The organism is Streptomyces lycii (assembly GCF_009735685.1).
Taxonomy (GTDB): Bacteria; Actinomycetota; Actinomycetes; order Streptomycetales; family Streptomycetaceae; genus Streptomyces; species Streptomyces lycii.
The window spans coordinates 1-13,398 of the sequence record NZ_WHPN01000152.1; the positions used below are offsets into that span (position 1 = coordinate 1).

The 13,398-nt window shown below is 75.2% G+C and carries 12 protein-coding genes and 1 pseudogene; 5 read left to right on the plus strand and 8 right to left on the minus strand.

The features are described from left to right. Positions 1 to 320: 320 nt before the first annotated feature. The 3 genes from GCU69_RS06290 to GCU69_RS06300 all read right to left on the minus strand — a co-directional run bounded on the left by GCU69_RS06290 (position 321) and on the right by GCU69_RS06300 (position 4,809). Complete coding sequence (locus GCU69_RS06290; RefSeq protein ID WP_098751783.1) at positions 321 to 1,601, minus strand: NAD(P)/FAD-dependent oxidoreductase; 1,281 nt, start codon at positions 1,599 to 1,601, stop codon at positions 321 to 323. A 223-nt stretch (positions 1,602 to 1,824) separates the two neighbouring features. Then, entirely contained in the window at positions 1,825 to 3,243 is a 1,419-nt protein-coding gene (locus GCU69_RS06295; RefSeq protein ID WP_156205350.1) for a deoxyguanosinetriphosphate triphosphohydrolase, read from the minus strand. 684 nt (positions 3,244 to 3,927) lie between these two features. Further along, complete coding sequence (locus GCU69_RS06300; protein ID WP_156205351.1) at positions 3,928 to 4,809, minus strand: sirohydrochlorin chelatase; 882 nt, start codon at positions 4,807 to 4,809, stop codon at positions 3,928 to 3,930. 529 nt (positions 4,810 to 5,338) lie between these two features. On the opposite strand from GCU69_RS06300, the gene GCU69_RS06305 reads away from it, so the two are divergent. The 3 genes and pseudogenes from GCU69_RS06305 to GCU69_RS06315 all read left to right on the plus strand — a co-directional run bounded on the left by GCU69_RS06305 (position 5,339) and on the right by GCU69_RS06315 (position 8,779). Beyond that, complete coding sequence (locus GCU69_RS06305) at positions 5,339 to 6,019, plus strand: SanA/YdcF family protein (RefSeq protein WP_235978274.1); 681 nt, start codon at positions 5,339 to 5,341, stop codon at positions 6,017 to 6,019. Positions 6,020 to 6,133: 114 nt separating this feature from the next. Then, a pseudogene (locus tag GCU69_RS06310) lies at positions 6,134 to 6,406 on the plus strand (VapC toxin family PIN domain ribonuclease); the annotation flags it as partial. Positions 6,407 to 6,577: 171 nt separating this feature from the next. Then, complete coding sequence (locus GCU69_RS06315) at positions 6,578 to 8,779, plus strand: molybdopterin oxidoreductase family protein (protein WP_098751787.1); 2,202 nt, start codon at positions 6,578 to 6,580, stop codon at positions 8,777 to 8,779. 260 nt (positions 8,780 to 9,039) lie between these two features. On the opposite strand, the gene GCU69_RS06320 is transcribed toward GCU69_RS06315, so the two are convergent. From GCU69_RS06320 to GCU69_RS06335, 4 genes are all read right to left on the minus strand, one after another. Beyond that, a complete protein-coding gene (locus GCU69_RS06320; RefSeq protein ID WP_156205353.1) occupies positions 9,040 to 9,663 on the minus strand; it encodes an SRPBCC family protein in 624 nt (207 codons plus the stop codon). Beyond that, positions 9,656 to 10,009, minus strand: a complete 354-nt coding sequence (locus tag GCU69_RS06325) for an ArsR/SmtB family transcription factor (protein ID WP_156205354.1) — start codon at positions 10,007 to 10,009, stop codon at positions 9,656 to 9,658. The genes GCU69_RS06320 and GCU69_RS06325 overlap by 8 nt, the downstream gene beginning before the upstream one ends. Positions 10,010 to 10,099: 90 nt before the next feature. Continuing rightward, complete coding sequence (gene cutA / locus GCU69_RS06330) at positions 10,100 to 10,420, minus strand: divalent-cation tolerance protein CutA (RefSeq protein WP_098751790.1); 321 nt, start codon at positions 10,418 to 10,420, stop codon at positions 10,100 to 10,102. After that, positions 10,405 to 10,968, minus strand: coding sequence for an ATP-binding protein (locus tag GCU69_RS06335; protein ID WP_156205355.1), 564 nt, complete (start codon positions 10,966 to 10,968; stop codon positions 10,405 to 10,407). The genes cutA and GCU69_RS06335 overlap by 16 nt, the downstream gene beginning before the upstream one ends. Positions 10,969 to 11,209: 241 nt before the next feature. On the opposite strand from GCU69_RS06335, the gene GCU69_RS06340 reads away from it, so the two are divergent. Together GCU69_RS06340 and GCU69_RS06345 are read left to right on the plus strand one after the other, a co-directional pair. After that, positions 11,210 to 12,073 (plus strand): helix-turn-helix domain-containing protein, encoded by an 864-nt coding sequence (locus GCU69_RS06340; protein WP_098751791.1) that lies wholly within the window; start codon positions 11,210 to 11,212, stop codon positions 12,071 to 12,073. 5 nt (positions 12,074 to 12,078) lie between these two features. Next, on the plus strand, positions 12,079 to 12,297 hold the full coding sequence (locus GCU69_RS06345) for a DUF397 domain-containing protein (RefSeq protein WP_098751792.1): 219 nt from the start codon (positions 12,079 to 12,081) through the stop codon (positions 12,295 to 12,297). A 55-nt stretch (positions 12,298 to 12,352) separates the two neighbouring features. On the opposite strand, the gene GCU69_RS06350 is transcribed toward GCU69_RS06345, so the two are convergent. Beyond that, positions 12,353 to 13,398 (minus strand): LuxR C-terminal-related transcriptional regulator (locus tag GCU69_RS06350; protein ID WP_156205356.1); only part of this gene is annotated, 1,046 nt, incomplete at its 5' end.

Genomic DNA, 13,398 nt, shown 5'->3' on the forward strand with positions numbered 1-13,398 from the left:
CGGCCCGGCGCGTCGCCGTCGTAGGCCGCGATGTGGAACACCTCCGGGCCCGAGTCCTCGGCGAAGACGGCGCTCTCCCGGGGCATCCCGGCGCGCAGCACCGCCCACCGCAGGTCGAAGATCTCCGCCACCGGTACGACTTCTGTGCGAATCCCCATGCGGCTGACGCTACTCCGGCGCCGGACCCCGCCTCCACCCCGTGTCCGGGCCGGTCACCGCGGCCCTGTCCCCGGTCACCGCGCCCCGGTCACCGCGGCCCCTCTCCCCCGGTCACCGCCCCGGTCACCGCGCCGCGGCGGCACCGGGCGCCCGGGACCCGGCTACTCCTCCTCGGCCGGCGCGAGAAGGGATTCCAGCGGCGTCCCGGGGTCGGCGAGCGCGGCCGTGTCCAGCGGGCGGCCGGAGCGGATCAGCGCCTGCACGGTCTCGTTGACGTCCCACACGTTGACGTTCATGCCCGCGAGCAGCCGGCCGTCCGCCGCCGGCCAGAAGGCCGTGAACTCCCGCTTGCCCGCGTCACCGCGGACCACCACCTGCGCGTACGACCCGGGCGGCGCGTAGCCGGAATACTCCAGGCCGAGGTCGTACTGGTCGGAGAAGAAGTACGGGATGCGGTCGTACGACACCTCCTGGCCGAGCATCGCGCGGGCCGCGGCCGGACCGCCGTTCAGGGCGTTCGCCCAGTGCTCGACGCGGAGCCGGGTGCCGAACAGCGGGTGGGCGGCCGCGGCGACGTCACCGGCGGCGAAGACGTCGGGGTCGCTGGTGCGCAGCGTCTCGTCGACGGCGACGCCGCCGCCGGACGCGCGGTCCACCAGCTCCAGCCCGGCCGACTCGGCGAGCGCGGTGCGCGGCGCGGCACCGATCGCGGCGAGGACCTGGTGGGCGGGGTGCTCCTCGCCGTCGTCGGTGCGCACGGCGAGCACCATGCCGTCCTGGCCGGTGATCTCGGTGAGCCGGGCGCCGAAGTGGAAGCGGACGCCGTGCTCGCTGTGCAGGTCGGTGAAGAGGGCGCCCAGCTCGGGGCCGAGGACACCGTGCAGCGGGGTGGGGGCGGGCTCGATGACCGTCACCTCGGCGCCGTACGAGCGGGCGGCGGCCGCCACCTCCAGGCCGATCCAGCCGGCCCCGGCGATGACGAGATGGCCGTTGTCGCGGCCGAGCGCCGTGAGGACGCCGCGCAGCCGTTCGGCGTGCGCGAGCCGGCGCAGGTGGTGCACCCCGGCGAGACCGGTGCCGGGGATGTCCAGGCGGCGGGGTTCGGCGCCGGTGGCGAGCAGCAGCTTGTCGTAGTGGATCCGGGTGCCGTCGCCGAGCGCGACCGCCTTCGCGGTGCGGTCGAGACGGACCGCGGGCTGGCCGAGGTGCAGCTCGATCTCTGCCTGCGCGTACCAGGCCGGTTCGTGCACGAAGACGCTGTCGCGCTCCTCGTTGCCCAGCAAGTACCCCTTGGAGAGCGGGGGGCGTTCGTAGGGGTGGTCGCGTTCGTCACAGACGAGGATCACCCGGCCGGTGAACCCCTCGGCGCGCAGCGTCTCGGCGGCCTTCACCCCCGCGAGCCCGCCTCCGACGATGACGAAGGTCTGATGTGCGTCGACCACGTGATGCCTCCTCGCTGCCGGGCGTCTCGCGTACGCCCGCTCGTCCGTACGTCCCCGGTCCGTGCCCGGTCCGTCCCCCGTCCCGGACCGGTCCCCTGTGAGAGTCCCGCACGGAGCGTGCGGCGGGAAGAGGGAGTGAGCCGCCTGGGCCGGGGCGGTCACCCGCCCGGTGGGGGTCGGCGCGGTCACCGGCGCGCCACTGCGGCGCACCACCGCGGCCGCGCTACGCGGCGCGCGGCGCCGTCAGCCGGGCGTGCAGGGCGCGCGCCGCGGTGTCCGTCAGCGCCGCGATCTGGTCGACGACCACCCGCTGCCGCTCGCCGTCGTCCGCGGCCGCCGCGTACAGCGCGCGGAACTGCGGGTCCAGCCCGTCCGGGGCTCGGGCGGTCAGCGCCCGCGCCAGCTCGCCGAGGATCACGCGCTGCTCGGCGCGGACCCGTGCCTGGTCGGCGCGCTGCATCACATACCGGTCGGCGACCGCCTTGAGCACCGCGCACTCCAGGCGGGTGGCGCGGGGCACGACCAGTTCGGCCGCGTACCGGGTGAGCCGCCCGGAGCCGTACGCCGTCCGGGTGGCGGCCTCGGCGGCCAGGCAGAACCGGCCGATCAGCTGGCTGGTGGCGTCCTTGAGCCGGGCCTGGGCGGGCGCGGAGCCGTCATAGCCGTGCGGCCACCACTCCTGGTCCAGCAGCCGGTCGAGGGCCTCGGCGAGTTCGTCGGGGGCCGCGCCGCCGGGCGGGGCGTAGCGGCGGGCGGCCACCGCGAAGATGTCGCGCCGCTCGGGCTCGGCGAGCAGCATGTTCGGGTCGATGTGCCCGGCGTGCAGCCCGTCCTCGACGTCGTGCACCGAGTACGCCACGTCGTCGGACCAGTCCATGACCTGCGCCTCGAAGCAGCGCCGGGCGGCCGGGGCGCCGTTGCGCAGCCAGTCGAAGACCGGCAGGTCGTCCTCGTACACGCCGAACTTCGGGGACTCCGGGTCGCCGGGGCGTCCGCCGCGCGGCCACGGGTACTTGGTGGCGGCGTCGAGGGCGGCGCGGGTGAGGTTCAGGCCGACGCTGACCGTGCCGTCGCCGCCGGTGCCCGGGCCGGGGGCGGCGGGGCCGCCGGCGGGCGCGGGGCCGGTGCCGAACACCCCGGTCCCGCGCGTTCCGTCCGCGCGGACGAAGCGCTTCGGCTCCAGCCGGGTCAGCAGGCGCAGCGACTGGGCATTGCCCTCGAAACCGCCGCAGTCGGCCGCGAATTCGTCCAGCACCTGTTCGCCGTTGTGCCCGAAGGGCGGGTGGCCGAGGTCGTGCGCCAGGCAGGCGACCTCCACCAGGTCCGGGTCGCAGCCGAGCGCGGCACCCAGCTCCCGGCCGACCTGGGCGCACTCCAGGGAGTGCGTGAGCCGGGTGCGCGGGCTGGCGTCCCACGCGACGTCCGCGCCGGCGATCCCCGGCGTCACCACCTGCGTCTTCCCGGCGAGCCTGCGCAGCGCGGCGGAGTGCAGCACCCGGGCGCGGTCCCGCTGGAAGTCGGTCCGGCCCGGCCGCTTGTCCGGTTCGGGCGCCCAGCGCTCGACGTCGGCCGGGTCGTATCCCGGCACGGAGGTGCCGTACGCCTCGCGGGCGCCGGTCTCGGGCCGTGCGGTGCCGTCCATGCCACCGACCGTAACCGCAGCCGGTGACGGTCCGGCGGATCACGGGGCCCACGGGAGCCAGGGGAGCCACGAGGGCCCCGGCGCGGGCCCAAGGAGGCACGGAGCCGGGGACGGCCGTCGGCACGGGGCGGCGCGGCCGGAGCCGGACCGGGCGAGTGGCCGGGACTGTGCGGCCCGGTAGGGCTGAGCGGCCGAGCGGGTGCGCCGGACGGGGTGCGCGGCTGAGCGGGGTGTGCGGCCCAGTGGGGTGTGCGGCCGAGCGAGTGCGCCGAGCGAGTGCGCCGGGCGGGGTGCGCGGCCGGACGGGTGCGCCGGGCGGGGTGCGCGGTTGGCGTCGACCGGGCGAGTGGCCGGGGGTGCGCGGCCGAGCGGCCGGACAGGGTGCGCGGCCGAACGGGTCCGCGGCCGGACGGCCGGGGCCGCACGGTGGAAGGGCACCGGGGTCGCGCACGGCAGTGCACCGGGCGGGTGGCGGCGGGCGGGTGGCGGCTCGGCAGGTGGCGGCGGGCAGGCGGCACCGGACGGACGACCGGGACCGCACACCGAAAATGGGTGGCGGCGGCCGGGCCCCGGACGGCCGGGGCCGCGCTGCGGATGGCGCCGGGCGGACGGCGCCGAGCGGGTCGCGCCGAGCGGCTGGCACCGGCCGGGTGGCACCGGGCGCGTGGCACCGGGCAGCCGGGGCTACACGGCGGGGCGGAGCGTCTCCGGGGTGGCGAGGGCTTCCGCGTAGCGGCCGAGGACCAGCCGGGCCAGCGCCGGGTGGTCGCCCAGCGGGGCGGCGGCAGCGCCCGGTGCGGCGGCCGCGCTGTCGCTCGCGAACCGGCCCGGGGCGGTGAAGTACGAGGCCACCGCGATCCGGCGGCAGCCGCGCGCCCGGAGCGCGCGCAGCGCCTCCGGCACGGTCGGGGCCGCGGCCGAGGCGTACCCGGCGACGACCGGGACGCCGCCGAGCCGCTCGCTCAGCATCCGGGCCGAGCACCCGGTGTCGACCGCGGCGTCGGGGTACCGGGACCCGGCCGCGGCGAGGACCACTCCGTCGTACGGGAGCGACGGGCGCGGGCCGGGCTCCGTTCCCGGGCGGCGGCCGGCCTCCTGGAGACGCCCGTGCAGCGCCTCGACGAGCAGCGGGTGCGGGCCGAGCGGCGCGGCGAACCGTGCGTCCAGACCCGGGGCGGCGGCGAGCATCCGCGGGATGTCGTGCTTGACGTGGTGGCCGCGGCTGAGCAGCAGCGGCACCAGCACGGCTCCCGTGGACCGCAGCGCGGGGTCGGCCAGGGTGTCGGTGAGCAGCGGCTCGTTGAGTTCGATGTGGCCGAGGCGGACGGAGAGGTCCGGCCGCAGGGCCCGTACGCGGTCCAGCAGGGCCGTCACGGTGCGCAGCGCCCCGGGGTCGCGGCTGCCGTGCGCGACGGCGATCAGGGCGGGCCGGCGGGCCGCTCGGCCGCGGGCGGCACGCGTCCCCGCACCGGCCAGGCCGGCGGTGAGCCTGCCGGTGATCTGCGACATGAGCTGCGCCGTGCTGCCGAGGGGGACCGGGTTCGGGAGGGTGTGGGACGCCGTCATGAAGGGAGTCTGCCGGGCGGGCGTTGCCGGGCCGTTGCGCCGTGATGACAGCTGGTTTCCACGGCTTCACCTCCGCCCGCGGCCGCGGTGAGGACGCCGTGCCGCACGGCGGAAGGGCCGTCGGAAGGGCCGTCGGAACGGCCGTCGGAAGGCTCGTCGGAACGGCCGTCGGAAGGGCCGTCGCAAGGGCCGTCGGACGGCTGCCGGACAGCTGCCGGAAGGGCCGGGCAGCCGGGAACCGCGCGGCCGGTGATCGGCGTTGTGGCTCATGAGGGCACGGCAGCAGCCGCTGCCGCGGGGGCTGACAGGGATTGCGGGGGCGGCGAGCGGCGTGGGTGGCACGAGCGCGGGCAGGGGCACGAGCACGGACGGGGGCGCTGCACGCGCGACGGGCACAGCCGGGTGGGCCGGCCCGGCCGGGCGAGGGCCCGGGGCCGCCGGTGAGCCGGACCCGGCGCGGCAGGAGCGCCCGGCGCGGCGGGCGAGTCCGGTTCGGCGCGCGGCTTGGGCTGTCCGGGCCAGGGCCGCGCTGTCGCTGCGGCTCCGGCCGCGGCTGCCGCGGACCCGGCGCGGCCGCCGGCGGGCCGTGCGGGCGGCGGTGCTGGGCTGTGTGCTGGCGCTGGCGCCCATGACATGGATGACGGCGACCGCCTCGGACCGGGTGCGGGACACCGCCTCCGTCCCCGCGGCCCCGGTGGCGGTGGTGTTCGGCGCGGGCCTGTGGGACGGCGACCCGTCGCCGTATCTGGCGCACCGGCTGGACGCGGCCGCGGAGCTGTACCGGGCGGGGACGGTCCGGGTGCTGCTGGTCACGGGTGACAACAGCCGCCGGGACTACGACGAGCCGGACGCGATGCGTGCGTATCTCGTGGAGCGCGGCGTCCCGGACGACCGGATCGTCAGCGACTACGCCGGATTCGACACCTGGGACTCCTGCGCACGGGCGAGGAAGATCTTCGGGGTGGAGCGTGCGGTGCTGGTCAGCCAGGACTTCCACATCCGCCGGGCGCTTGCGCTGTGCGGGCGGGCGGGGCTCGACGCGTACGGGGTCGGGGTCGCCGAGCCGCGCACCCCCGTCTGGTACGCGGGCGGCGCCCGGGAGATCCTCGCGGCCGGGAAGGCGGCCCTGGACGCCGCGTTCCGCCCGGACCCGCACTTCCTGGGCCCGCAGGAGCCGGGCATACGGGACGCGCTGGCGTCCGGCGGCTGATCCGGAACGGCCCGGCGCGCTGCCGTACGGTCCGCCGCCGTCCCGCTCACCGCCGTCCCGCTCACCGCCGTCCCGCTCGCCGCCGTCCCGCTCGCCGCCGTCCGGGCGGCCGACTCGCTGCGCCCCCCGGCCCATCGCGACGAATTGGCCGAGGAAATCGATGCTCTTTGCCGTTCCTCGCCGGTTCCCGAGAACGCGTGGCGCTGGGTCGACACCGCCCAGTACAAGCTCACGCAGCGAGCGCAGCACCGCGCCGCCGGGGCCATCGATCTTCTGGTGTGTGCGACAGCAGTCCACCACGGTCACAGGGTGCTTCACGTGGACAACGGCTTCGCCACGGTGTCGGCGGTACTCAAAGAAGTGCAGCAGCGGGACGTACGGTCCTGACCGCTGTCCGTGCACTGTCCTTCCGGGTACGTGTCCGGCTTTCCGCTGTGCCGCCGGATCGGGGTGCCGGGGCCGCCTCACCGTGCCCGGGTGCCGCCGCTGAGGTCCCCGTGCGGGAGGCGTAACCCGGGCGGGAGCGACGCGTAACACGGGGGAAGCACGCTGGCGGGTATGAACGTCACCCCTGCTCCGGCCACCGTCGACACCCACTGCCCGTACTGCGCGCTGCAGTGCGGGATGGGACTGCGGGCGGTCTCCGGATCCGGCCCCGGCGAGGAACAGGAGCCGGGTGCCGCCGGTGTGCCGGACGGACCGGGGGCGTCCAGGGTGCCCCGAGTGCCGGGCGGGCGCGGCGGGCCCGGGGTGGAGGTGGTCGAGCGCCCCTCCTTCCCCGTCAACCGGGGCGCTCTCTGCGGCAAGGGCCGCACCGCCGCCGCCGTGCTCGACCGCCGGGTCCGGCTGACCGAACCGCTGGTCCGCCGCGAGCCCGGCGGCGAACTGGCCCCGGCGGGCTGGGACGAGGCGCTGGACCGGATCGCCGAGGCCCTGGCCCGTACCCGGGCGGCTCACGGACCGGACGCGGTCGGCGTGTTCGGCGGCGGCGGGCTGACCAACGAGAAGGCGTACGGGCTCGGCAAGTTCGCCCGGGTCGTGCTCGGCACCTCGCAGATCGACTACAACGGCCGCTTCTGCATGTCCTCGGCCGCCGCCGCGCACCAGCGGGCGTTCGGGCTGGACCGGGGGCTTCCGTTCCCGCTGGAGGACGTCGCGCGCACCGGCTGCGTCGTGCTCGTCGGCTCGAACATCGCCGAGACCATGCCGCCCGCCCTGCGCTATCTGCGGGAGCTGAAGGAGAACGGCGGCAAGCTCGTCGTCGTCGACCCGCGCCGCACCCGTACCGCCGAACTGGCCGACCTGCATCTCGCGCCGCGCCCCGGTACGGATCTGGCGCTGGCGCTCGGCATGCTGCACCTGGTGGTCGCCGAGGGGCATCTGGACGAGGCGTTCGTGGCGGCACGGACGTCCGGCTGGCCCGAGGCCCGTGCCGCGGCCATGGCGCACTGGCCGGAGCAGGTGGAGCGGATCACCGGTGTGCCGCTGCCCGCGCTGCGCGAGGCGGTGGAGCTGTTCTGCGGCGCTCCGAGCGGGATGGTGCTCACGGCACGCGGTCCCGAGCAGCAGTCGAAGGGCACCGACACCGTCGGCGCCTGGATCAATCTCTGCCTCGCCACCGGCCGCGCCGGGCGCCCGCTGTCCGGCTACGGCTGCCTCACCGGCCAGGGCAACGGGCAGGGCGGTCGCGAGCACGGACAGAAGGCGGACCAGCTGCCCGGCTACCGCAAGCTCGCCGACCCCGCCGCCCGCGCCCACGTCGCGGGTGTGTGGGGCGTCCACCCGGACTCCCTCCCGGCCCCCGGCCGCAGCGCCTACGAACTCCTCGACGCCCTCGGTACGGACATCCGGTCGCTGCTGGTCATGGGCTCGAACCCGGTGGTGTCCGCGCCCCGCGCCGCGCACATCACCGAGCGGTTCGCGGCGCTGGACTTCCTGGCCGTCGCCGATGTCGTGCTCTCGGAGACCGCGGCGATGGCGGACGTCGTCCTGCCCGTCACGCAGTGGGCCGAGGAGACCGGTACGACCACCAATCTGGAGGGCCGGGTCGTCCTGCGCCGCAAAGCCCTCGACCCCCCGGCCGGGGTGCGCTCGGACCTGGAGGTGCTGAACGGCCTGGCGAGCAGGCTGGGCGGCCGGGAGAAGAGCTTCCCGGCCGACCCGGAGGAGGTCTTCGAGGAGCTGCGGCGCGCCTCGGCGGGCGGTCCCGCCGACTACTCCGGCATCAGCTACCGGCGGATCGCGGAGGAGGACGGCGTCTTCTGGCCCTGTCCGGACGAGCGGCACCCCGGCACCCGGCGGCTGTTCCTGGAACGGTTCGCCACCGAGGACGGCCGGGCCCGCTTCGTACCGGTGACGCACCGTCCCGCCGCGGAGGAGCCGGACGCGGACTTCCCGCTGTACCTGACGACGGGCCGGGTGGTCTCGCAGTACCAGTCGGGCGCGCAGACCCGGCGGGTCGCCGAGCTGAACGCCGCCGCGCCGGGCCCGTTCGTCGAGCTGCACCCGCACCTGGCCGAACGGCTCGGCGTCGCGGAGGGCGACCCGGTGGCGGTCACCTCCCGCCGGGGCCGCGCGGTGGCCCCGGCACGCGTCACCCGTGACATCAGGGCCGACACGGTGTTCATGCCGTTCCACTGGCCGGGCGAGGGCCGCGCGAACACGCTGACGAACCCCGCGCTGGACCCGGTGTCGCGGATGCCGGAGTTCAAGGTGTGCGCGGTACGGGTGGAGGCGGCGGACGCCCCGCCCGGCGGCTGACGGCTGCCGGTGGCCCGGGACGGCCCTTGACCGGCCGCGTACGAAGGCGGCTCGAAGGAGTCGTGGGAGCCATACGGCGGGCGGGCACCGGATCCCCCGCCCGGGCGGCCCGTCGTCCCCGGCGGATCGGTGCGCGGCGCCGGACGCGGTGTGTCGCGGGGCGGAGGACCGGCCTCAAGGCCAGGCGTATCCGGGCGGTCCGGCAACGCGGCGCGGCGCCGTGGCTGCCGTCGTGCGCCGCCGGGACCACGGGACAGCCCTCAGTCCGTCGCCGTGTAGAACGCGATCGTCGCCGCCGTCGTGGCCTCCACGGTGCCGGGGTCCGCGCCCGAGGCGGCGTACGCCCTGCCCCACGCCTCGCCCGACCGCGCCGCGTACGCCCTGCCCTCCGGGGACGACTCCCAGTCCTTGCCGAGGTCGCGGCCCGCGAGGTGCCGGTCCAGGCCGACCAGCCCCAGGTCGTAGCCCACGCCCAGGGCTCCGGGCCCGAACTGCCCCCAGAACTCCTCCGGCACCACCGCCACGTGCTCCAGCTCGAACACGGTCCGCTCCGGGCCCTCGGCCGCCAGCCGCACCCCGACCTCGCTGAACCCGGGGTCGGGCCCGTACAGCCAGGACACCCGCAGCCGCTCCGGCGGGGCGCATTCGAGGATCTCGCCGCCGGCGTTGCCCTCCAGCTGATACCGTCCGCCGACCTTGAACTCACCGGTCACCGGCAGGAACCAGCGCCCGAGCCGCTCCGGCGACGTGACCGCGTCCCACACGTCGGCGATCTCCGCCGGGTAGGTGCGGCGCAGCAGCACGGTCCGGGCCTGGCCGGCCTCCACCGCACGGTTGCCGACCTCGCGGTGCAGCCGGTTGATCTCCTCGAAGATGTCACTCATCCCTGCTCGCTCCCTCTGTGTGCCTGCGCTCGCGCTTGCCCCGCGCGAGTTCCGTGCCGAGCGCGTCGAGCCGCTGCTCCCAGAACCCGCGGAACCGCTGCAGCCAGACGTCCACCTCACGCAGTGGCTCGGCCTCGACGGCGTACAGCCGCCGCGTGCCCTCCGCCCGTACGGACGCGAAGCCGCTGTCGCGGAGCACCCGCAGATGCTGCGAAACGGCCGGCGCGGAGATCCCGAACTCCTCCCGGATCACGGCGCTGATCTGGCCCGACGCCTGCTCGCCGGAGGCGAGCAGCTCCAATATCCGGCGCCTGACCGGATCTCCGAGTACGTCGAAAGCGCGCATGCGGGCAACTATGCCACGCACTGCATTAATTAAGCCAGCACTTAAGAAGGGGCGGGTGCGCTCACACCGTCCCGGCAGGACCGGGGCCCGTCACGCCGCCGTCTCCGCGTCGATCCAGGCGAGGTAGTCCGTGCCGCCCCGGGTGACCGGGGTGGCGATGATCTCCGGGGTGTCGTAGTCGTGCACGGCCCGGATGTACGTCTCCAGCTCCCCGTACCGGGCGGCGGCCGTCTTGAACAGCACCTGCCACTCCTGTGCCGTCTCGACGGCACCCTCCCACCGGTACACGGAGGTGACCGGCGCGCTGATCTGCACACAGGCGGCGACGCGCGTCTCGACGGCGCCGCGGGCGAGGGCTTCGGCCTTCTCGGCGCTGTCGGTGGTGGTCATGACGGTCAGGTGATCGGCCATGCTCGGCTCCTCTTTCCGTGTCGCTCCGGACGGGGTGCGGGTTCGCAGACCGCACGATACGGACCCGGCGTGCCCGGCCCCGGCTGCCCGTGCCCGCGGGACCCCGAAGCTCCGCGACCCGGCAGGTCCAGCTCGCACCAGACCGTCTTGCCGACGGTTCGCCGCTCCACGCCCCAGCGGGCCGCGAGCGTCTCGACGATGAGCAGCCCGCGGCCGGTGTGCTCCTCGGGCGGCGCGGTGCGCGGACACGGCAGCGTCTCGCCCCGGGCGTCGGACACGGCGATACGGAGCACGGTACGGGTGAGGGCCAGCTCCACGCGGAAGAGGCGGCCCGGGACGTGCCCGTGCAGCAGGGCATTGGTGGCCAGCTCCGACAGCAGCACCGCGACGTCCCCCGCGATTCCGGGGTGCCCCCACTCCTCCACGAGCCCCACGGCCCGGCGCCGGGCGAGCGTGACGCTGCGGGGAGTCAGCGCGTAGTCCAACACGTCCCGGCGCAGCGCGGGTTGCCGGGAGGCGGCCCCGGCACGGGCTGGGGATTCGGTCATCGTGGCTTACCTCCTGATACGGGCGGGCGGACGCGCCGCTTCCGGACATCCCGGAGCAAGGCACTTCGCCCAAGTCGGCACCGCAGTGCGCAGCGGTCGCTACGGAACGTCCCATCACCTTCGACTCTGCGCAATATCCACCAATGAAATATCCACCGAACGAGTTGCGGCGTGGATCGAAGCCCCAGCAAAATGACCCCAACACCCCCGAGAGGACACATTCGTGACGGCAGCTCGGCCCATGCAGGGCAACAGCACTTCGACAGTCCTCGGACGGCGGCTCGGCGCCGAACTCATCAAGCTCCGCACCGCAGTGGGAATGACTCAGCCCCAGGCCGCGGAGACCCTGACGGCGTCAACTGCGAAGGTCGCGAAGATGGAGCGGGGCTGGGTACCGATCCGGGATCCCGACATCCGGGCCTTGTGCGAGCTGTACGGAGTGACCGATCCCGCCACCGTCGGCAGTCTGCTGGAACTGGCCCGGGTCGACCGCGACCGCCGAAAGGCCAAAGGCTGGTGGAACCAGTACCCCGAGCTGCCGGACCTGGTTCAGTACGTGGCTCTGGAGGACATCGCCACCAGTCTGCGCACCTGGCAGTTGGCCTGTGTTCCCGGACTGCTCCAGACCGCCGGCTACGCACGCTCGCTCGCGGTGGGGAACGGGTTGTGGGAGGACCCGGACGCCATCGAGCCGTTCGTCGAGTCGCGCATGGCCCGCCAGGCGAGGCTGACCGGTGAGTCCCCGCTACACCTCTGGGCCGTACTGCACGAGGCGGCGATTCGCCAGTTGGTCGGCGGACGACGTGTGATGCGCGAACAGCTCGGGCACTTGCTGGACTCCGCGCAACTGCCGAACGTTCACTTGCAGGTGGTACCGCATTCGGCGGGCGCGCATCCCGGGATGACCAGCGCCTTCACCATCGTTTCGTTCGCCGAGCCGGGCGCGATGGATGTCGTCTACATGGACACCGCGTCCAGTACGCTCTGGCTGGAGAGCGAAGCCGACGCGACGCACCACAGCGGCATTTTCGACCGCATCACACGGCTCAGCCTGGCGCAGCGCGACTCGGCCGATCTGATCGCCGACATTCGCAAGGAGATGTAGCGCGCGTGGCCGACTTCGTGTTCGTCAAGTCCAGCTTCAGCGGGGGCAACGCAGGCCAGGAATGCGTGGAGGTCGCGACCAACGTGCCCGGCACCGTCGCGGTGCGCGACTCCAAGGACCCCGACAGCCGCATACTCCGCTTCCCGGCCGGGAGCTGGGCCGCGTTCTCCGCGGTCCTCACGGCCGGGGACGGCTCCGGAGTGTCCGGCATCCGGCACCGCTGACGAGGCGCGGGCCCCCGCCGAACCGGATCCGGCACGCTCCGCAGGGCCCGGCGCCTCAGTCCACCAGGCCCAGCCGGGCCGCCTCGACTCCGGCGGCGAAGCGGCTGTCGGCGCCCAGTTTCTCGATGAGCCGGGTCATCAGGCGGCGCAGCGTACGGTCGGAGACCCCGAGGCGGCGGGCGATGGACTCGTCCTTGGCGCCGGTGGCGAGCAGCGCCAGCACCTCGCGTTCGCGCGGGCTCCAGTCGCGGGCGCGGGACGTCCCGGCCCGGCGCCCGTCCGCGCCGGGGTCGTGCGGGGCGGCGGCGTCCCAGTTGTGCTCGAAGACCTGGACGAAGCAGGACGCGATGAGCGGGCCGTGCAGCGCCACGTCGCCCCTGTCACGGTCCGTTCCGACGCCCGCCCACAGGACGGTCAGTTCGCGGTCGACGATCAGGAGGTAGAGCGGGCAGGAGGCGGCCACCCGCACCTCGGCGCCCGCCTCCGCCAGCGCCTCCAGATAGCGGGCCGCGCCCGGGCGGCGCAGGGCGCTGGTGGAGACGAGCATCCGGCAGTGCACGCCCCGGCCGAGCACTTCCAGGTCGGTGACCAGGCTGCGGTCGAGCACCTCCGGCTCGGGAAACGTGGTCCGCATGCAGAGCATCTCGCTGCGGGTGAGCGGATGGAATTCGTCGATGCGCCGGCGCAGCTGGTCCCGGTCCTCGAAGAACTCGGCCTCGATGCTGCTGTGATCGGGCGTACGGGGCGCGGGCAGCATGCCCACCACGTCGTCCACCGCGCGGAGGTTCCGTTCCAGGACGTCGAACGCCGCGCGCAGTTGGGCGCCCTGCTCCGCGAGCAGGTCGGCGAGGGCGCGTTCGGGCGAGCTGACCCCCGTGCCGTCCGGGGCGAGCAGCCGGCGGCCGGTGAGCCACCGCGCCACGTCGGGCGGGATGCCGCGGTCGGCCCCGCCGCCGGGCGCCGCCGGCCCGGTACGGGACACGGGGCCGGGGGCACGGGACGCGAGTGACGGGCCGGGACCGCCGCGCAGGTGCCCGACCAGCGACGCGTGGACACGCCGGGCGCGGTCCGCGACATCGGCGTCGCCGCCGGAGCCGCCAA

What these genes read in the sequence shown, in the direction of transcription:
- GCU69_RS06300 (WP_156205351.1), bottom strand. Translation starts at nt 4,809, where the DNA reads ATGACGGCGTCCCACACCCTCCCGAACCCGGTCCCCCTCGGCAGCACG.
- GCU69_RS06315 (WP_098751787.1), top strand. Translation starts at nt 6,578, where the DNA reads ATGAACGTCACCCCTGCTCCGGCCACCGTCGACACCCACTGCCCGTAC.
- cutA (WP_098751790.1), bottom strand. Translation starts at nt 10,420, where the DNA reads ATGGCCGATCACCTGACCGTCATGACCACCACCGACAGCGCCGAGAAG.
- GCU69_RS06325 (WP_156205354.1), bottom strand. Translation starts at nt 10,009, where the DNA reads ATGCGCGCTTTCGACGTACTCGGAGATCCGGTCAGGCGCCGGATATTG.
- GCU69_RS06320 (WP_156205353.1), bottom strand. Translation starts at nt 9,663, where the DNA reads ATGAGTGACATCTTCGAGGAGATCAACCGGCTGCACCGCGAGGTCGGC.
- GCU69_RS06335 (WP_156205355.1), bottom strand. Translation starts at nt 10,968, where the DNA reads ATGACCGAATCCCCAGCCCGTGCCGGGGCCGCCTCCCGGCAACCCGCG.
- GCU69_RS06295 (WP_156205350.1), bottom strand. Translation starts at nt 3,243, where the DNA reads ATGGACGGCACCGCACGGCCCGAGACCGGCGCCCGCGAGGCGTACGGC.
- GCU69_RS06340 (WP_098751791.1), top strand. Translation starts at nt 11,210, where the DNA reads ATGCAGGGCAACAGCACTTCGACAGTCCTCGGACGGCGGCTCGGCGCC.